Source organism: Enterococcus sp. BWB1-3, from assembly GCF_016745275.1.
In the GTDB taxonomy this organism is placed as follows: Bacteria; Bacillota; Bacilli; order Lactobacillales; family Enterococcaceae; genus Enterococcus_L.
The window spans coordinates 189,650-209,259 of sequence record NZ_JADOEP010000003.1; the positions used below are offsets into that span (position 1 = coordinate 189,650).

The 19,610-nt window shown below is 38.4% G+C and carries 19 protein-coding genes; 11 read left to right on the plus strand and 8 right to left on the minus strand.

What is annotated here, in order from left to right:
- Nucleotides 1-14 precede the first annotated feature (14 nt).
- From IW492_RS03920 to yfmF, 5 genes are all read right to left on the minus strand, one after another.
- Nucleotides 15-911 carry a helix-turn-helix domain-containing protein gene (locus tag IW492_RS03920; RefSeq protein WP_202065492.1) on the minus strand — a complete coding sequence of 299 codons (897 nt, stop codon included), beginning with the start codon at nt 909-911 and terminating at the stop codon, nt 15-17.
- 31 nt (nt 912-942) lie between these two features.
- Entirely contained in the window at nt 943-1,110 is a 168-nt protein-coding gene (locus tag IW492_RS17950; RefSeq protein ID WP_229441333.1) for an SDR family oxidoreductase, read from the minus strand.
- Between the two features lie 99 nt (nt 1,111-1,209).
- Nucleotides 1,210-1,644 (minus strand): SDR family NAD(P)-dependent oxidoreductase, encoded by a 435-nt coding sequence (locus tag IW492_RS17955; protein ID WP_330927517.1) that lies wholly within the window; start codon nt 1,642-1,644, stop codon nt 1,210-1,212.
- A gap of 61 nt (nt 1,645-1,705) precedes the next feature.
- Complete coding sequence (yfmH, locus tag IW492_RS03930) at nt 1,706-3,001, minus strand: EF-P 5-aminopentanol modification-associated protein YfmH (protein ID WP_202065494.1); 1,296 nt, start codon at nt 2,999-3,001, stop codon at nt 1,706-1,708.
- Nucleotides 2,994-4,262: an EF-P 5-aminopentanol modification-associated protein YfmF gene (gene yfmF, locus IW492_RS03935; RefSeq protein ID WP_202065503.1), complete on the minus strand. Its 1,269-nt coding sequence runs from the start codon at nt 4,260-4,262 to the stop codon at nt 2,994-2,996. Before yfmF ends, yfmH begins: the two co-directional genes overlap by 8 nt.
- 203 nt (nt 4,263-4,465) lie before the next feature.
- Here yfmF and mscL point away from each other — a divergent pair, with 203 nt between their 5' ends.
- From mscL to hisJ, 7 genes are all read left to right on the plus strand, one after another.
- A complete protein-coding gene (mscL, locus tag IW492_RS03940) occupies nt 4,466-4,879 on the plus strand; it encodes a large conductance mechanosensitive channel protein MscL (protein WP_202065505.1) in 414 nt (137 codons plus the stop codon).
- 583 nt (nt 4,880-5,462) lie between these two features.
- A complete protein-coding gene (gene serC / locus IW492_RS03945) occupies nt 5,463-6,554 on the plus strand; it encodes a 3-phosphoserine/phosphohydroxythreonine transaminase (protein WP_202065515.1) in 1,092 nt (363 codons plus the stop codon).
- Nucleotide 6,555: 1 nt separating this feature from the next.
- Nucleotides 6,556-7,743, plus strand: coding sequence for a phosphoglycerate dehydrogenase (locus IW492_RS03950; RefSeq protein WP_202065517.1), 1,188 nt, complete (start codon nt 6,556-6,558; stop codon nt 7,741-7,743).
- On the plus strand, nt 7,743-8,987 hold the full coding sequence (locus IW492_RS03955; RefSeq protein ID WP_202065519.1) for a DUF1015 domain-containing protein: 1,245 nt from the start codon (nt 7,743-7,745) through the stop codon (nt 8,985-8,987). The genes IW492_RS03950 and IW492_RS03955 overlap by 1 nt, the downstream gene beginning before the upstream one ends.
- 199 nt (nt 8,988-9,186) lie before the next feature.
- Complete coding sequence (gene proB, locus IW492_RS03960) at nt 9,187-10,002, plus strand: glutamate 5-kinase (protein WP_202065521.1); 816 nt, start codon at nt 9,187-9,189, stop codon at nt 10,000-10,002.
- The gene (locus IW492_RS03965; protein ID WP_202065524.1) at nt 9,995-11,242 is read left to right on the plus strand and encodes a glutamate-5-semialdehyde dehydrogenase; all 1,248 of its coding nucleotides are present in this window, start codon (nt 9,995-9,997) and stop codon (nt 11,240-11,242) included. The genes proB and IW492_RS03965 overlap by 8 nt, the downstream gene beginning before the upstream one ends.
- Nucleotides 11,243-11,257: 15 nt before the next feature.
- Nucleotides 11,258-12,088, plus strand: coding sequence for a histidinol-phosphatase HisJ (hisJ, locus tag IW492_RS03970; RefSeq protein WP_202065526.1), 831 nt, complete (start codon nt 11,258-11,260; stop codon nt 12,086-12,088).
- A 103-nt stretch (nt 12,089-12,191) separates the two neighbouring features.
- Here the strand turns inward: hisJ and IW492_RS03975 are convergent, their stop codons facing one another.
- Both IW492_RS03975 and IW492_RS03980 read right to left on the minus strand, forming a co-directional pair.
- Complete coding sequence (locus IW492_RS03975) at nt 12,192-12,713, minus strand: GNAT family N-acetyltransferase (RefSeq protein WP_202065528.1); 522 nt, start codon at nt 12,711-12,713, stop codon at nt 12,192-12,194.
- An 81-nt stretch (nt 12,714-12,794) separates the two neighbouring features.
- A complete protein-coding gene (locus IW492_RS03980) occupies nt 12,795-13,607 on the minus strand; it encodes a MerR family transcriptional regulator (protein ID WP_202065530.1) in 813 nt (270 codons plus the stop codon).
- A gap of 85 nt (nt 13,608-13,692) precedes the next feature.
- Here IW492_RS03980 and IW492_RS03985 point away from each other — a divergent pair, with 85 nt between their 5' ends.
- The 4 genes from IW492_RS03985 (at nt 13,693) to IW492_RS18600 (ending at nt 17,671) form a co-directional block, all read left to right on the plus strand.
- Entirely contained in the window at nt 13,693-14,385 is a 693-nt protein-coding gene (locus tag IW492_RS03985) for a PRD domain-containing protein (RefSeq protein ID WP_202065538.1), read from the plus strand.
- A gap of 298 nt (nt 14,386-14,683) precedes the next feature.
- Nucleotides 14,684-17,320 (plus strand): YfhO family protein, encoded by a 2,637-nt coding sequence (locus IW492_RS03990; protein WP_202065548.1) that lies wholly within the window; start codon nt 14,684-14,686, stop codon nt 17,318-17,320.
- Nucleotides 17,321-17,393: 73 nt separating this feature from the next.
- A complete protein-coding gene (locus IW492_RS03995; RefSeq protein WP_202065550.1) occupies nt 17,394-17,627 on the plus strand; it encodes a hypothetical protein in 234 nt (77 codons plus the stop codon).
- Nucleotides 17,588-17,671 carry an IS3 family transposase gene (locus IW492_RS18600; protein ID WP_202065623.1) on the plus strand — a complete coding sequence of 28 codons (84 nt, stop codon included), beginning with the start codon at nt 17,588-17,590 and terminating at the stop codon, nt 17,669-17,671. The genes IW492_RS03995 and IW492_RS18600 overlap by 40 nt, the downstream gene beginning before the upstream one ends.
- 120 nt (nt 17,672-17,791) lie before the next feature.
- Here the strand turns inward: IW492_RS18600 and IW492_RS04005 are convergent, their stop codons facing one another.
- Nucleotides 17,792-19,063 (minus strand): dicarboxylate/amino acid:cation symporter, encoded by a 1,272-nt coding sequence (locus IW492_RS04005; RefSeq protein ID WP_202065551.1) that lies wholly within the window; start codon nt 19,061-19,063, stop codon nt 17,792-17,794.
- Nucleotides 19,064-19,610 lie beyond the last annotated feature (547 nt).

Sequence of the window (19,610 nt, forward strand, 5' to 3'; positions counted from 1 at the left end):
CATGATTAAATTTCTTATTGCTGATACGCAAGAGTCAAAATAATATTTCTTTCACCTATTCCGGTATTGTTAGGATTAAATAGGATTGATTGTCCATTCAGCTTCATATCAATGTACTCTGAAGCACCCAATGCAATTGTCAGACTGGTTACATCCGCAGGAATCTCATATTCCTGTGTCTGTCCGGCTGGAATTGTTGACTGGAACATATAGGCGCCATTAATAATCACCCCAACCCAGCAATTACCTGTAGTAGCTGTAAATGAAAATTTACCTGGCTTAGGTACATCTGTCGCAGTCATATTCACAATTCTGTTTGCTTCATTCTGATAGGTTACAACTGCCTGCTTCTCTTTAGAGCTTTCTGTTGTTGAGCTCTGCTCCGGTTCAGATGAACTACTTTCCGGCGGCTCCGTACTGGTACTTTCAACAGACGAGCTTTCCTCTGAAGATCGTTCCACCACAATGCTGGAAGCAGGCGGTTCAATAATCGGATTTGCTTTTTGATCCTGCCACATAATATAAAAAACAACAATGGCAATTGCCAACCCAAATAGCGACAGAATAATTGCCGGCAAACTCTTAAGCAGACGATTATCATGCTCTTCTTCGTAAATTTGCAATCTCGATTCTTCCAGTGTCTGATATTCCGTCGCAGCTTCAGTTTCTTCTGGAAGATCCTTGCCATCAAAATGATTAATGAGCTCTTCACCATCAAGGTTTACAGCACTGGCATATTGACGAATAAACGCACGGACATAAAAAGTTCCGGGCATAGAATCGAAATTATTTTCTTCAATTTCCATTAGATAGCGCTTTTGAATCTTGGTAATTTGCTGCAGCTCATCTAACGACATATTCATTTGTAGTCGTGCTTCTCTTAATTTTTGTCCTATGTTAACGCTGGCCACTCGTTCATCTTCTCCAGTCTTTCTAAATTCCTCAATACCATCCGCCGTTGACAGGAATAGTCGCTCTAGTTATATAATCAGCTTGATCAGAGAGTAAAAATGCTGCAGCTCCAGCAATTTCTTCCGGCCGGGCCATTCTCTCCAATGCTATATTCTCTTCTATTTCTTTTATTTCTTCATCTGTCCATTGTTGATTCATTGCTGTCTCCACTGCGTCGGGAGCTACTGCATTCACAGTAATTCCAGAAGACTTGTAATTTCCTTGCTGTAAGCTTGGACAAACGCTTCCTGCTCCCCCTTAACACAGCTTGTAAACAGCTTCCATACTGCTGCCTAACTGACCATAGACAGAACCTATAAACACAATTCGTCCGTGACCGCTTTGGCTCAATTTATTCTGCAGCTTTCGGCAAATCAAAATGGGTACTTTTAAATGAATGTTCAGCAAGCTCGAAATTTCCGTCTCTGCCTGATCTGTTAATAGACCATAACAAGTAAATCCACCTGCAAAAACAATGGCATCCACTTGAAACAGACCGTTAAAAAAAGACGGCAGCTGCTGCTCATCCAACATATCTAAGGATAACATAAAAAAATCTTGCTGAGGATAACAATTTTGAAAGTTTTCAATCAAATTTTCTATTTTTTTTATTTTTATTGTAGTGACAACACAGAGACCAGCCTTCTGCCGACAGTTTCTTTGCAACAGCTGCTCCAATGCCTCCGCTTGCACCCATTTTTCATCAGTATCGCTCCGATTTTTTATATTTTACAATCCTTTTGCAATTAAAAAGTTACTGCTCCTTAGGATATATGTAAAATCTGCTTAGCCCATCTTCTCTGATAAAAGTCTCTGCCGCTTCTTTAATATCTGACAGCTGAATTTGGTCAATCACAGATAGCATATCAAATAGTGTTACATCACCAAACAAAGACTGAGAAAACTGGTTGGCAATATACTCCAGTGAATTCAGTGACTGGAAGTATTTTCCGATCATTTTTTTCTTTAAAAGATTCAGATTCTCTTCCGTTAATTCAGCACTTTCTCCATAAGTCAGTAAAATCTTTTCAATCGCTTCAGCCAGTTCATCCGGACGATCGCTGTCTCCGCCAATGTCAGCGAAATGAAAGCTTCTATCCAAATTAAATTCATAGCTGAAGCTGTCATCAAGCAGACCTTCATTATAAAGAGAAAGATAATTTTTTGATGTATTTCCAAACAGCAGCTGAAGCAGCAGATTCACAGATGTTTTATACTTTATCAACTGCAGACCGTCTGTTGGAAGATCTTCCAGCCCTTTTAATCCTACCAGTACTTTTGTACGCTGTACCGGCATTTTAATGGAGCTTTCCCGAACAATGTCCGCAGCTGTTTCCTGAGGAAAATGGCGCTTGATCGGCACAGCTTTCGCAAAGCTCTTTTTTCCCTGATTTGCTCTGATAAAGGACATCATTTCATCCGGATTCATTTTCCCTACAATAAACAGTGTCATGTTACTAGGATGATAGAAGGTATGATAGCATGTATACAAATCTTCCGCCGTGATTTTATCGATGCTTTCAACAGTTCCTGCAATATCAATATGCAGCGGATGCTTGGGATAAAGATTGCCAAGAATACCAAAAAACAACCGCCAGTTTGGATCATCCTGATACATTTGAATTTCCTGTCCGATAATTCCTTTTTCTTTTTCTACTGTTTCTTCAGTAAAATAAGGCTCCTGAACAAAATCAAGCAGTGTTTCCAAATTCTTTTTCACCTGATCTGTTGTTGAAAATAGGTAGCTGGTTTTAGTAAAGCTTGTGAATGCGTTAGCAGAAGCTCCCTGTCTGCCAAAGTCCTGAAAGACATCCCCGGTTTCTTTCTCAAACATCTTATGCTCCAGAAAATGAGCGATACCATCAGGAACACGAGTGAATTTATTTTCTCCGAGAGGAACAAATTCATTGTCAATCGAACCATAATTCGTCGTAAACAGTCCATATGTTTTATGATAGTCATTTTTAGGCAGCAAATATACCGTTAAGCCGTTATCCAGACGTTCTGTATAAAGAACTTCGTTAATCTGCGGATAGACTTTTTTATCCATTCTTCTGCTCCCCTTCCAAAAAGAAAATTGCCTGCATGCTTATTCCTTCAGCAATCTTCTGTATGTCTTTAATCGTGACAGCCTCCATCCGACGAATCCACTCTTCCGCTGATAATTGTGTTTCAGGCAGAAGGAAATCCATGTAGGCCGATTCCAAAACTGCAGCCCCGTTGTCCAGTGAAAGCAGGTACTGATTTTTCAGCATAGCTTTTGTTTGAGATAGTTCTTCTTCCGTGATCTGTCCTCGACGCATATTTTCCAGCTCCGTCGCCACCAGACGCAATACCTTCTCGCGATTTCTGCCATCTATCCCTGTCTGAACAGTCAGCATCCCACGAAAGGTGTCTAAACTGCTGGATGCATAGTAGGCCAAATTTTCTTTTTCCCGAACATTCATAAACAGTTTGGAATGCGGAAATCCGCCAAAAACACCGTTAAAAATCTGCAGGGAAAAATAATCCTGATCTCCGTAAAAAATATTCGTATCATAACCGATATTCAATTTGGATTGTGCCAACTCTTCCTGATCTGAACGTTCTTTAATAACATTGCTAATGGAATGATGATAGTAAATTTCACCTATCCCTTCTTCTCGGTCAGTAAAAGGCAGTGCTGAAAACAATTGATGAATCTGTTTCTCTTCCACATCACCAAGAACAAAAATATCCACCTGATCCTCACGAATCATTTGACTATAATAGGCAGCCATACTTTGCGCAGTTTCTTTTTCAAGATCTTCCAGTGTTCCAAAGCTCGGAATTCGCTGATCTTCTGAATCACTGAAGTAAAGATTCTGCAGTGACAATGCCGCATAAGTTTGTTTGTCTTCATTCACACTCTTCAAATAAGCAGCGGTATTTTCTTTTTCCCTGTCGAATGTTTCCTGATCAAAATGATCTTCAATAATATGTGGAAAAAACACAATTTCTTTAATAAAGGAAACAGCCTCTCCCAATACATCTGTATCATTTAGATATTTATCATTGACGATACTCATGGAAAGATTCAGCCAGTGCAGATTTCCTTTTTTATTTACGTTCAATCCAAAGCCGGCTCCATATAATTCGGCCAGCTTTTCACTCATCAGAGTCTGATCTGGGTAATTGAGACTGTTTGTTTCCATCAAACTGGACAACAATGTACGTTTAGTAATGGTTTTACGATCTAATTTTGTATTAAAACGCATAAAAATGCGTATCGTTTTATATTTTTCAGTTGGAAGAACATGAAGGTTCACACCTTTAGCTAGTTTAACTGTCATTATTTCAGACCTTTCTTTTGTTGTTTTATCTTAATCAAATTCTATCCTAAATTCAAGAATAACAAGGGAATTAAATACTTTTTTAACTTCCTGTGTCTACTCTCAATTATAGCATAGCTTCCGGCTCTTTGAAGGCTCCAGACTTTATTCATTTAAAAATTTTCTAAACTTGGGTATACTAATGTCACAGAGGAGGAGATAGAATGTTCAAAGAATTCAAAGAATTTATGATGAGAGGCAGTGTTCTTGATTTAGCTGTTGGGGTTGTGATCGGGAGTGCATTTACTGCTATTGTCACTAAGATCGTTGAGGGGCTGATTACCCCTATTGTCAATTTAATTATCTTATTAATAACCGGCAAGAGCAGTGCAGATGATGCCTTCGGTTCCATGATCTTTAAAATTAGAGGCGTACCTTTTTATATTGGTGATGTCATTAGTGCCATTATTACCTTTGTTATCACAGCTTTTGTACTGTTCCTGATTGTTAAAGCAGCAAATAAAATGAATAGACAGAATAAAGAAGAAATCGATTCTCCTACAGCAGAAGACTATCTACAGGAAATTCGTGATTTGCTGGCTGCACAAAATCAAAATAATAATAGTGATGAGAACTAGAAAGAGACCGTCCGTTCATTACGCGAACAGGCGGTCTTCCAGCTTAACACACACAGCTGACAACCCACCGGTCGTCAGCTGTTTAATTTAGGAGTTATACACTTGAAAATTATTTTGTCTTTCTAACACTTCCCAGTATAGATTCTATTTGTGAAAAAATTGTGATGATTTTTTTTGGAATTAAGGATTTTTCTGAAACGAAACTTTAACTTCTGTAAAATCAACCGCTTTTCTAGATAAATTTACATTTATTCTGTTGAGATATTGAATAATTCAAAGACTTTCTTATCTGTTTCAAGTTCAAATAATAAAAAGACTGATAAAAAAATTACTCACCTTAATTCGAATGAACTGCCTCTATTTTTCACCATTATGACTAGCTTTTCTCTAAAAATGAATCCTATACATTAGCATACAGAAATTGATTTTATTGCATTTTCAGATTGTTTTCAGTATTTAACCGAACATTTTTCGAAAATTACAAAAAAACAATCGTTTTTAATCTTTTTTTAATGTTAGCTTTCTGTTATAATGATTTTCACATTTATTATCGTCCAAACGGTAAGAAGAAGGAGAGAAATGTATGAAAACAATTTATAATTTTTCAGCAGGCCCAGCAGTTTTACCAAAAAGTGTTTTGGAAAAAGCACAATCCGAATTGGTAAACTATCAAAACAGCGGAATGTCCGTTATGGAGTTGAGCCATCGTTCCTCCTTGTTTGAGACCATTATTCAGCAGGCAGAAGCGCTGTTAAGAGAATTGATGAATATCCCTGACAACTACAAAGTTTTGTTTTTACAGGGAGGAGCCAGTCTGCAGTTTACAATGGTTCCGCTAAATCTTGCTCAAAATAAAAAAGCGATCTATGTTAATACCGGTTCATGGTCTAAAAAAGCGATAAGTGAAGCAAAAAAAATTGGAAATGTGAACGTTGAAGTCATTGCTTCAAGCGAAGATAAAAACTTTTCTTATATACCTGAGATCAAAAAAGAAGATGTGCCGCAGGATGCAGCCTATGTTCATATCACAACAAACAACACCATTGAAGGGACTGCCTATTATAAGCTGCCCGATACTGGTGATGTGCCGATTGTTGCGGATATGTCTTCCAACATTTTGTCCATTAACTACAATGTTGCCGACTTCGGACTAATCTACGCAGGAGCACAGAAAAATATCGGACCTGCCGGCTTAACGGTGGTCATTGTCAGAGAAGATCTGATTGGTCAGTCCGAGGTTTTGAGTGCCATGCTGGACTATAATATTCAGGCCAAAAATGATTCCCTGTACAATACACCGCCGACCTATGCAATTTATATGGCAAAGCTGGTCTTTGAATGGATCAAAGAAAACGGCGGCGTTTCACAAATGGAGAAACGAAACAAAGAAAAGGCAGCTCTTTTATATAATGAAATTGATGCTTCTGCCTTGTTTTCTTCCCCTGTAAATCCAAAAGATCGATCTATCAATAATATTCCGTTTATTACCGGAAGTGATAATTTAGATAAAAAATTCAATCAGGAAGCAGTCACTGAAGGATTTGAAAACCTAAAAGGACACCGTTCCGTAGGAGGCATGCGTGCTAGTCTGTACAACGCTTTTCCAAAAAAAGGTGTAGAAGCTCTCACAGCATTTATGAAAAAATTTGAAGCAGAAAATGGAGGAAACAACTAAGATGTTCGATATTAAAACATTCAATGCCATCGCCCCGGAAGGATTAGCTCGTTTTGAAGACCCTCTGTTTACAGTCAATCAAACAGAGCAACCTGCTGGAGTAATCCTGCGTAGCCAGAAACTTCATAATTACGATTTTCCGAACTCTGTTCTCGGTGTCGCTAGAGCCGGTGCCGGTACAAACAACATTCCTGTACAAAAATGTACTGAAAACGGTATCGTTGTGTTCAATACACCTGGCGCCAACGCTAATGCAGTAAAAGAACTGGTTATTGCCTGCCTACTGCTGTCTGTTCGTCCTGTTCTCAAAGGCGCAAATTGGGTTCAGACGCTTTCAGGTCCGGATATCGAAAGTCAGGCAGAAGCCGAGAAAAAACAATTTGCAGGAACAGAGCTGGAGGGTAAAAAACTGGGCGTCATCGGACTTGGTGCTATTGGCGCTATGGTTGCAAATGATGCTTATCGTCTGGGAATGGATGTTACCGGCTATGATCCTTTTGTTTCTGTAGACACTGCCTGGAGTATTTCACGTCGGGTGAAACGTGCTCAGAATATGGATGAAATTTTCAATAATTGTGATTTCATCACCATTCATGTACCGTTAACTGAAAATACCCATCATCTAATTGGAAAAGACGAGTTGGCAAAAATGAAGAAGACTGCGGTGCTTCTGAATTTTGCACGTGGCGAGCTGGTTGATACAGAGGCTGTGCTTGATGCAGTTAACACAGGCGAGATCAATAATTTCGTCACTGATTTTGCCGATGAAAGACTGCTGGCTAACGAAAAAATCATGGTGCTGCCGCACTTGGGTGCTTCTACAGAGGAAGCGGAAATCAACTGCGCAAAAATGGCAGCCCGTACGTTAAAAAAATTCCTTGAGACTGGAAATATTAAGCGTTCTGTCAATTTTCCTACAGTGGAAATGGCATTTAATTCACCTTACCGTTTCACTATTATTCATAAAAATGTACCAAATATGCTGGGACAGATTTCAACAGGAATCGCAGACTTAGGTATTAACATTGATACAATGATTAACCGAAGCCGTGATGACTATGCTTATACGCTGGTTGATATTGCTGAAACAGACGAACAGAAAATTCATGATGCCGCTCAAAAAATTCAACAGGCAGAGCATATCATAAAAGTCAGAACGATTAAAAATATTGAGGCGGTGAGCTATTAATGGTCCGAATTCATCCATTTAAGAGTATTCGTCCTTCTGCAGAACATGGCGAACAGATCGCCACATTGCCTTACGACGTATTAAATTCTGCAGAAGCACGTGAACTTGGAAAAGATAATCCCTATTCTTATCTTCATATTGATAAAGCAGAAATTGATTTGCCTGATACTCTGTCTCCTTACGATGATCAGGTTTATGCAAAAGCAGCAGATAATCTGAGGAAATTTTTATCTGAGCAATGGCTGATTGAAGAAAAACAGCCTGCCTTATATCTTTATGAATTGATTATGAATGGACGTTCTCAAACAGGTCTCGTCACTTGTACTTCCATTGAGGAGTACGAAGAGGGAAAAATTAAGAAACATGAATTTACCCGTCCGGAAAAAGAAATAGACAGAATTAGACATATCGAAGCCTGTGATGCAAATACCAGCCCGATTTTCCTTACCTACCGGGCTCACCAGAACATTCAACAAGCCATGGACAACTGGAAGCAGAATCATTCACCTGTTTACGACTTCACCAGCTTTCATGACGTGACTCATAAAGTTTGGGTAATCGATGACGAGGCAGTCATTCAAACATTTGTTACAACCTTTGAAACGGAAGTACCGGCACTGTATATTGCAGATGGGCATCATCGGACAGAATCAGCTGTAAAGGTTGGGAAGAAAATTAAGGAAGCTCATCCTGAAATTGGCGATGAAGACGAAGTAAATTATTTCCTGTCAGTCATTTTTCCAAAAGAAGAACTGGAAATTTTAGATTACAATCGGATTGTGAATGCTCCGATTCCTGAAAATTTTATGGAACAGCTTGAAGAAAACTTTACCGTTAGCACTACTGATAAAGGGAAACCTGCTCAGCCAAAACATTTTGGGCTTTATTTAAATGGGCAGTGGTATGAACTGAAAGCCAAACCTCAGATATTATCAGAGGATCCGGTAGATGGACTGGATGTTTCACTGCTTCAAAAGTATGTATTTGCTGATATTTTTGACATTCAGGATGTCCGTACCGATAAACGTATCGACTTTGTCGGCGGAATTCGCGGGATGACTGAGCTTGAAAGACTGGTGGACAGCAAGCAGTGGACAGCTGCATTTGCCGTATACCCGACCACGATGGATGACCTTTTAAATGTTGCAGATGCGGGAAAAATTATGCCGCCAAAATCAACGTGGTTCGAACCAAAACTATTAAGCGGACTATTTTTACATGATCTAGAGACAAAACAGCAATAAAGCAGTAAAATAGAAGACAACTGGAAGCTGGGCCTGTAATTTATAGTCCCGGCTTTCTTACCATCTAAAAGATAAACAGCAAATACATAAGAAAACTGTCGGAAAATTAACTCAGAGAGGCCCCATCATTCACTTAATGTTATCAGCCGCAGTCGTTGTCAGAATACAGCTAGTTTATCAAAAACAGCGGAGGATTATTATGCGCAGACAATTAAAAAAAGCAAATCGAATCGTTATTAAAGTGGGAACCAGTACATTAATCTATCCCAACGGAACAATCAATCTAAGTGCCATCGATCAGCTGGCATTTACACTGACTGATTTAAAAAATCAGGGGAAAGAAATCATTCTGGTTTCTTCTGGAGCGATTGGAGTAGGGCTGCACAAACTGAATATGGACCAGCGCCCGCCAACCATTCCGGAACAGCAAGCGGTTGCAGCTGTCGGACAGGCTGAGCTGATGAATATTTATAACCGGCGCTTTTCTACCTACAGTCAGCAGATTGCACAGTTGTTATTGACTAGAGATGTGATTGAATTCCCGGAAAGTCGACGAAATGTTGTGAATACCATGGAGCAGCTGCTTCATATGAACATTATTCCAGTCATCAACGAAAATGACACCGTTGCAATTGATGAACTGGATCACCTGACAAAATTTGGCGACAACGATCAGCTCTCTGCCATCGTAACACAGCTGATTAATGCAGATGCACTGGTAATGCTCTCAGATATTGACGGCTTCTTTTCTGATAATCCTGTAACAAATAAATCTGCCATACTCTATTCTGAAATCAATCAGATTAATAACACGCTGCTGGAACAGGCAGGAGGAAAAGGCAGCCGTTTCGGCACAGGCGGTATGTACAGTAAATTGAAAGCGGCAGAACGGGTACTTGAGCACAACAGTATGATGGTTTTGGCAAATGGAAAGCAGCCCAAAATAATTTTTGATATTTTAGCAGGAGAAACAATTGGCACGTTATTTATCGAAAGGAGAAAAAAGAATGACTGATTTGATTCAACTTGGAAAACAGGCAAAACAGGCAGCCTATCAGCTGGGACAGCTGGACACAAAACGAAAAAATGAATTATTGCTGTTTATGGCAGATCAAATAGAAAAAAAGACTGCTGTTATCTTGGAAGCAAACCAAAAAGATCTGGCTCAGGCAGAAGAAAACAGCATTACTGAAACCATGCAGGACCGCCTGCGTCTGACAGAGGAACGTATTTCAGATATGGCAGATGGAATCCGTCAGGTTGCCGCACTTGATGACCCAATTGGTGAAGTGGAGAAAATGTGGAAAAATGAAGATGGATTGATGATTGGCAAACAACGTGTTCCACTTGGCGTTATCGGTATCATTTATGAATCACGACCTAATGTGACAACGGATGCCGCCAGCTTGTGCTTCAAGTCCGGTAATGCGGTGATCCTCAGAGGAGGAAAAGAAGCGTTCCATTCCAATCAAATTCTGGTGAATATTCTTCAGAAAGCCTTGGAAGCTCAGAAATTTTCTCCTTTCGCCATTCAATTTGTCGATGATACTTCCAGAGAAACAGCTCAAAAATTGATGACTTTAAACGGCTATCTGGATGTATTGATTCCTCGCGGAGGAGCAAGTCTCATTAATGCTGTCCTGAAAACAGCTACAGTTCCTGTCATTGAAACTGGGACAGGCAACTGTCATATCTACATTGACAAAGATGCTCAGCTCAAAATGGCCACAGATATTATTGTCAACGCTAAATGCCAGCGTCCTTCCGTCTGTAATGCAGCGGAGACACTACTAATTCACAAGGATGTTGCTGCAGACTTTTTACCAGTTATTGAAAAAGCATTGAATGAGTATAGTGTGGAACTGCGGGCCGATGAACAAGCACTCGCTATCTTTAAGCAATCTGTGCCGGCAACTGAAGAAGACTGGGCAACCGAGTTTTTAGACTATATTCTTGCTGTAAAAGTGGTAAATTCTCTTGATGAAGCGATTGAGCACATCAATAAATACAATACCAAACATTCAGAAAGTATTGTCAGTGACAACTATTTTGCAACTCAGCAGTTTTTGAAGCAGGTAGATGCTGCTGCTGTTTATGCCAATGCTTCGACCCGTTTCACAGACGGCTTTGTCTTTGGCTTCGGAGCAGAAATAGGAATCAGCACCCAAAAGCTTCACGCAAGAGGTCCAATGGGACTGGAAGAGCTGACATCCACAAAATATATTGTTTACGGAGATGGTCAATACCGTCACTAAGAACGGAGGGCAAAAATGAAGTACGATGGACATACCCATACAGAATACTGTCCACACGGAATAGTTGAAGATACGGAACAGCTTATTCAAAAAGCCATACAACTTGGCTTTAAAGAATACAGCATAACAGAACATGCTCCTCTGCCTCCTTCAATTACAGAAATTGCTGCCGGCGAACCGGAAATGTGGACAACTGCTTCTATGGATTTAAATGATGTGGATAACTATTTTAAAAAAATGGAAAAATTAAGAAAAAAATATGCTTCTGAAATAGTTATCCACATTGGCTTCGAACTGGATTATTTCTCCGAGTATGAAGCATGGACGACCGACTTTTTAAATGAATATGGTCCTTTGACAGACGACGGTATCCTCTCTGTTCATTTCCTTCCAGGGAAAGACGGCTTAAGAGGCATCGATTATACTTTTGAAGAATATCAGGACGGAATTTGTGACTTTTACGGATCATTCCAAAAAGCGCAAACCCTTTACTATCAAAGGGTTCTTGCATCATTGCAGGCAGATCTCGGAAAGTGGAAGCCCACTCGACTCGGACACATCTCTCTATGCCAAAAATTCGAACATTTCTTTGATGAAGCAACTGATTATTCGGTAAAAAGTCTGACCGTTCTCGACAAGCTTTTGGCAGTAGTCAAAAAGGAGAATTATCAGCTTGATTTAAACACTGCCGGCTTCATTAAAACAGGTTATCAACAAAGTTATCCACAGGCATGGATTCTTGAAAAAGCTTCTATTTTGGGCATTCCTTTTATTTATGGTTCTGACACCCATTCTTTGGAGACTGTGGGTCAAGGTTATGCAAAAGTCGAACAATGGCTGAATTAATGAAAAATCAGGAAAGAGCTGCTTCCAAAATTTCAATCGTTTGGGGAGCAGCTCTTTGTTTGTCTCTTTTTTCATTCACGTAAAAAACTTTCAGTTTTTCTTTCTAAAGATCAATCCAATATCTTTGCACAGGTTCACCGTCTTCCAGCAGTTCATTTTCCAATAATCCACCATTCGCCTGAATCACTTTTGCAGAAGCGATATTCGTTTTGTTACAAGTTACCAAAACCTTTTCGAGTCCGAGTTTCTGAGTAAAAAACAGCGCTTGTTTCAACATTTCTTTGGCATAGCCCTGATTCCATTCGCTTCTGCGAACGCTGTACCCGATATGACCGCCAAATTTCAGCAGAAAATCATTTAATGTATGACGAATGTCAATCATTCCGACCAGTTTATTATCACTCACTCGAACGGCTAAAAATTCAGTTGCCGGTACTAAACCTTCTGTCACCGTTTCTTCTCGGGTATTGCGTTCAATAAAGTCCAGCCAGTCCTGAATATCTTCATATTCACGTAAAAATGAAGTCCCATCCATACTATCGCTATTCGCTAAAAACTCATTTCTATACTCTCTGATTTGTTCTTCATACTCCATAGAAGGAGCAACCAATTGAATCTTTCCCATAACCATCCCATCCTTTTTTCAAAATAGTATAGCACAGCCTGTTATTTTAATATGTACTATTTTGACTTTAAAAAATTTCCATCATTCTACCTTTATCATCATTTTAAGAATAAAATCATCAAAATTTGGAGCTACCAGCTCGTTTTGAATAAAATCCACATAGAGATTTCCTTTAAGTGAGAGATTACGTTCTGCAGCAAAAGCAAGCAATTTTCTGTACCCTTCTTCGTAATCAAAGACCCCTCTGGAATAACATGTTAAATAATTTCCTTCTGGTCGAAAATCAGCAGATTCTGGAATTTTGATATAGTATTTGGTCTCAGAAGCTCTTATCTCCTGTTTTCCTTCTGACATGACAAGCATTCCTGAAGGATAAGGAAATTCATAACCAGCTGCAATACATTCCTGATAAAAATCATTTAAAGAAACTGAAAATCTTGATCTTGCCCCTTCATAAAAACATTTTACATGACTGCTGAAAAATAAAGGAACCTCATCAGAATACTTTACAGATATCTTTTTCTCTTCAAACATTTCCGTTTCTTCCAGAGTTTGAAGCTGCAAATCAAGCATTTGTTCCATTCGACGGTAAAACATTTGTTTCTGTCTGGCTTCTTCCCTCTGTCTTTGAATCAGATCGCTAATCTGACTGGCAGCTTTCATTTTATTATATTCTTTGATTTCTTCCAGCGACATACCAATTTCCTTAAAAAAATGAATCATATTCACTGTATACAATTGATGATAATGGTAATAGCGATAACCGTTGCTGTGGACAACTCTTGGTTTTAACAAATCAATCTGATCATAATAAATTAATGTTTTCCTTTTTATTCCGGACCGTTTGGCAAATTCTCCGATAGATAAATAATTGCCTTTTTCCTCTTTCTGCATTTATTTACTCTCCTGTTCAAATTCATCTCTTGACTGTCTAGTTACTATACAGTTTACACTATTTAATATGAAAGGGGTTTCGATTATGCAAAAACAATTAAAAAAAGTTGAGATGAATCCTTCCAACATACAATCTGATAGAATGAAGGCAACTATGATTGAGAGGTTAGTAACTCTTTATGAGAAAAAATATTTGTTGCACAGAAGTGATATTCTGAAAAGGGAACTGTGCGCTTATACATATTATAAAGCTGACAACCATTTTCAATTCCCTGAGCCTTATCTAAAAACAATCCGACTTTTATTCAACGAAGAGTATTTGTTTACAAAAGAGGCTTTTGCAGAAATCAATTTAATTTCTGAATGCTCTTTAGCCAATCATGATTTTCTTCGCCTTTTGGAAACAGTATTGCGCACTAATTGGCAATATTCCAATCAGCCGGAAAACATTCTGTCCTTTATTGAACTGATTCATTCCCTTCTGGAAATTATTAGTTGCCGCCTTAAGGTTTCAACGCAGTTTTTTGAATCCAGCCGCACCAGCTTCCTTCATCATATTAAGTTTCTAGCCCTCAAAATCCAACAAAAAGAAATAGACTACAGTACATCAGATAATGACCTTTATTTTTTTTTAGAGGAAAATCATCGGGAAGCATTCAGTATTGCTGAAAATATTCGAAAATTTATTACTGAAACCTATGATTTTGATTTATCGAATAATGACATCACCTATCTAGTCCTGCATCTTATAAAATCTTTAGGTGCATTGACAGTATGAAAACTCTGTTGCCTGACTCATTGAACTTCCTCATCAATTATAAACAAACAGCTGTGGACATATAGACTGACTCTGCGGCTGTTAATTTTCTTTCACTTGATCTCTTCAAACAGAAAGCCAAGAAAAAATGGATCTTGATCTTCGTTTCTCAAGATTTACTTAACTTTGGATTCTAATATTTTCATATACAGCTTAAAATTCTTGAATATTTTATGAAATTTTCCTTCTATTAGCTATATTTTATTTGAATATGCTAAACTAGATGATACGAATACTAATTGTGCTGTGAGGTCTTTTAATGAAAAATAAACTACAGAATTTTATTAAGGAAAATTGGCGTTATATGGCTGCCAGCTTCTTTATCCCTTTTTTTATAATGGTCTTTGTATATCTAAGTATCGGTATTTATCCCGGCAGCAGCCGAAGTGTTCTTGCCAGTGATGCTTTTTCTCAGTTCTCAAATTTTCATGCGAGCTTCAACAACATGCTTCATGGAAAACAAAGTATTTTTTATACCTGGAATGCCTCTTTAGGGCTGAACTATTTATCTTTGATTTCTTATTATCTGGGCGGGCTGTTTACTCCGCTTGTCTTTTTCTTCAGCAATCAAAATATGCCTGATGCCTTGTATCTGATTACTCTGTTAAAAATAGGATCTGCAGGACTGTCTTTCTGGTTTCTGGCTTCTCATACATTTGACATTAAAAAGTGGGCACATGTCACACTAAGTGTCCCATATGCATTGATGTCGTTTGCCACAGCTCATTCTGAGCTGATCATGTGGCTGGATGCATTTGTCTATTTGCCGCTGATTATTTGGGGCATCCACCGTGTTATGGATCAGAAAAAAATCACACTTCTGTTTGTCAGCTATCTGCTGCTGTTTATTTCAAATTTCTATATGGGCTTTATGATTGGTATTTTTTCGTTCCTTTATTTCATTGTTCGGTTGTTTACTAACTGGAAACAATATAAACAGTCCATTCTGCCTTATGGAATCACTTCATTACTTGCCGGCGGAGCGTCTATGATTATCATACTGCCAACAATTTTTGATTTACGTTTTAATGGTGAAACGCTGACGGAAGTAACTAAATTTAAAACAGAAGCAACAGCCTTCTGGGATATTGTCATGAAAAACATGGTCGGTGTTTATGATACGACAAAATATGGTTCTATCCCTTTTATTTACGCAGGGCTTCTTCCTTTGCTGTTTTGTATTTTTTACTTTGTCACCCGGCAGACACCATTAAAAAATAAACTGCTTTTTGGTAGCTTGTTTGTTGTGCTGATTGCCAGCTTTTACATTGTCCCGCTGAATCTTTTCTGGCACGGAATGCACGCACCAAATATGTTCCTATTTCGTTACAGCTTCCTGTTTTCATTTCTGATTGTCCTACTGGCCGGCTATGGCTGGGAAAAATTTAAAACAGACGATCTGGGAATTTTCACCGGGACAGCCATTTTGGTTATTGCCCTTTTCGCACTCGCAGAAGGTTCAGCACCCACTGGAAGTTATGATTATATCTCACTCACTACGTTTGTTATCACTGTTTTATTTTTGATTCTTTATACAGCAGGAATTGCGTTTTATCAGTTGAAGAAAATACCTGGCCGCTACTTATCCATTCTGTTGCTGCTGGTCGTCTGTGCAGAGGCGTTTATTAACACAAGCGCCATGATTAATGGCGTGCTGGATGATTGGAACTATGCTTCCAGAAGCTTGTACACCGAACCTTATCCGGATATCAAAAAACTGGTAGATCAGACAAAAGAGGAAAATGATTCGTTTTATCGACTGGAAAATTTGAACCCCGTTTCTTCAAATGACAGTATTAATTACGGCTACAGCGGAATCAGCCTGTTTTCTTCCATACGTAACCGAAATTCATCAGCCTATTTGAATACACTTGGATTTCGCTCAAGAGGAACCAGCTTGAATACGCGCTATCCAAATAATACTCTGCTCATGGATGCGCTGATGGGTATACAATACAATCTATCCAAGGACAATCCATTAAAATTCGGCTATACGGAAACAGCCCGTTCTGGAGAATACGGCTTGTATGAAAACAGTTATGCTCTGCCTTTAGGTTTTCTGGCAAATGAATCAATCTATGACATAGAGCAGCCAGAAACGGATAACCTGACTAGTCAATCAAATCTGATTAATGCTCTTTCTCAACAACAGCAGAACTTTTTCACATTTTATACACCGATAATTACAAATCAGCAAAATGTAAAAATCGAAGAAAATGCTTCTTCTGTAACGTATCGTGAAACACAAAGCAATGTTGCAAAAGAAATTACCTGGACCGTTAATGTTCCTGCTAATACTCAAGCTTATCTTAGCCTGTTTCCAACAGATTTCGGTCAGCTGCAAAGTTCCACTGCTACAATGATGGTCAACGGCACCACCCAGAAATCACAGATTAATATCACCGGTCAATATTACAATATCGGCTACTATGAAGTTCCAACAACTGTCACATTTACTGTCAGTTTTTATGGAACTGAAGCAGTCAGTTTTATGGAACCAAAAGTTGTTGGTCTTGATACGGCTGCTTTTGAATCTGCCGTGAAAGAGATTCAAGACAATAGTGTGAATTTAACAGTCAGCGGCCGAAAAGCAACCGGTACTTTTTCAGCAGAAGAAGATCAAATGGTTCTTACAACCATCCCTTATGATAAAGGATGGACAGCTTATATTGATGGAAAAAAAGTACCAATAGAAGTATTTAAAAATGCGTTTATCAGTGTTCCTGTCAGTGCCGGCAAGCATACCCTTAAACTGGTCTATCTTCCAGAAGGCTTCAAAACAGGTGCTTTATTCTTTGTATTCTGTACAGGCGCCTTTATCCTTTTTGTAACCACCATTGAAAAACCAAAAAGAAAGAGAGCACGCAGAAGACAGCGAAATAGACGGGTGAAATAATAACAGAACATTATAGTGTATTATCCTTATCTAGGACAAAGAAATAATTAAACCCTAGATAGGGGTATTTTATATGGGAAAGATACAAATGAAGTACGCGCCAGAAGAGCACTTAAAAATTGTAGAGAGCTATCTTAGTCATAAAATCAGTTTAAATGGAGCAGCCCAAAGTGATTATCAAACTGGCTCAAGCTGTATACTACTCACAAAAACTTCAAATCAGAAATTAGAAGGCTTGTTTGAGGGCTTAAGCGGGAAAAGTATTATATCCATGAGTTTACAGACCGTAAAGCGCTTATCACTATGATTATTCAATACATCGAATATTATAACAATGAACGATATCAATGAAAATATGCAAATAATGACACCTATGAAGTTTCATTATCGCTATTACAAAGCTGCTTAAATTAACCAAACATCATCAAAAAACCACCCATCTTTTTTTGATGGGCAGTCTACAGTATTTTTTTATATATCTCCTATCTTAAATTCCTTGGCATCATCTGAAAATCTTTTTTCTCCATTGAATATTGCGTAGTCTAATTCATTTTCGTCACAAGCAATGATCATTGCCACAGTAACATCTGCATCCACATTCAACAAAGTTCGGAACATTCCGGAAAACCAGTCTATTCCTGCCAACAAGGCGATGCTTTCTGTTGGTAATCCCAGCATTGGCATAACAGTGGCTAATGCAACCAAGCCTCCTCCCGGAACAACAATCGTTCCTAAACAAGCCAAAGTAGACAAAAGAACTATTTGGATAAGCTTGCCGACGCTTAATTCAACATTATAAAACTGTGTAAAGGTAATTACGGAAAGAGACAGGAACATTGCCAAACCATTGCTGTTTAAACTCATTCCTAATGGAACAACCAGCTTGGATATCCGATCACTAATCCCCAATTTTTCTCGGCTGTCTTCAATTTGGACGGGTAGCGAAACTGCAGAAGAAGTTGTCGTAAAAGAAATCACGGACATACGCCACATGTTTTTTACTAAACGAAAAACTCCTACTTTACAATACCAAGCAGTGATCAATAGCCAAATGACTAAAAAGATGAGTGAAGCAATACCTAAAGTTACTAAAAATCGAACTAGGGTACCTAAAACTTGAATCCCTGCTTCACCAACCACCGAAGCGATTAGACAGAAGATTCCAATTGGAGCTGCCTTCATAATCAAAGTAACCATTTTTAAGATTACATTGTTAAAAGCGATAATCCACTCCAGAATAAGCTGATTGGTTTTTTCTTCTTTAATTAAACTTAAGGCCAATCCGAACAGTAAAGAAAAAATAATTACTTGAATCATGTTTGCTTCTGCCATTGCTTCAATAATATTCAAGGGAATGAACCCAAGAATAATTTCTTGCAAGCTTGCATCTGCCATCCCCACAACTTCTTCTTGTAAAGCTGCAGTCGTTAGACCGACACCTGGTTTGAAGAGAAGTCCAAAAAGAATACCTATAATAGCAGCTAGAATTGTTGAGCCCATAAACCATAGAAATACCTTAAGCCCAATTTTTCCTAATTCTTTTGCTTCTAATCCACCAACTGCTTCAATGACTGCGCCCATAATCAATACAACCACAGACATTTGAATTAATCGCAGAAAAAGTTCACCTACAATTTTCAAATCACTTACTGCTCCTTGAAAAAGAAACCCGCATAGTACCCCTAAAACAGTAGCAATCATTATTTGATTGATTAAACTGATTTTTCTGTTTCTTTTTTTCATGTGAAGCTCCCCACTTTTTTATTAGTCATTCAAATCCTATTCTACAAAACACTTATAAAGCTTGAATACCCAGAGCTTTATGGTTGTTTTTATCTTTTCTGCCTCTACCTAATGCTCTGACCAAATTATAAATTATAATAAAAGATCGTTTATAAATGATGTTCACTGATAGAAAATTTTAATTTGTATACTTTAATAACAAGCAGCTGGAGAATTACTAGCTGTTTCTATAATTTTTACGGCTAGTTTGACTCCAGTTAGGGATGAAATCGGCGTTTTTTACCGAGTTGCTCCCGTGCTAGCTGCACGTTTCTTGGATTAAAAGCATCTCTTAGTTTTAATTTAGCCAACACACTAGTGGGATCGTATGCGAACAACAATCTTTGAATGTGTAATTATTCATCCAATGAATGGGTGGACAAGATATTGACATTAGATCAATATTGTTGTCTGAGGCAGCGAAGCGAACACTTTACAATAGTATCACCACTGCTGCAAGCATTTGTTTTAACACACTTGCTTATTACACCCTTTGTCATCAAAATAC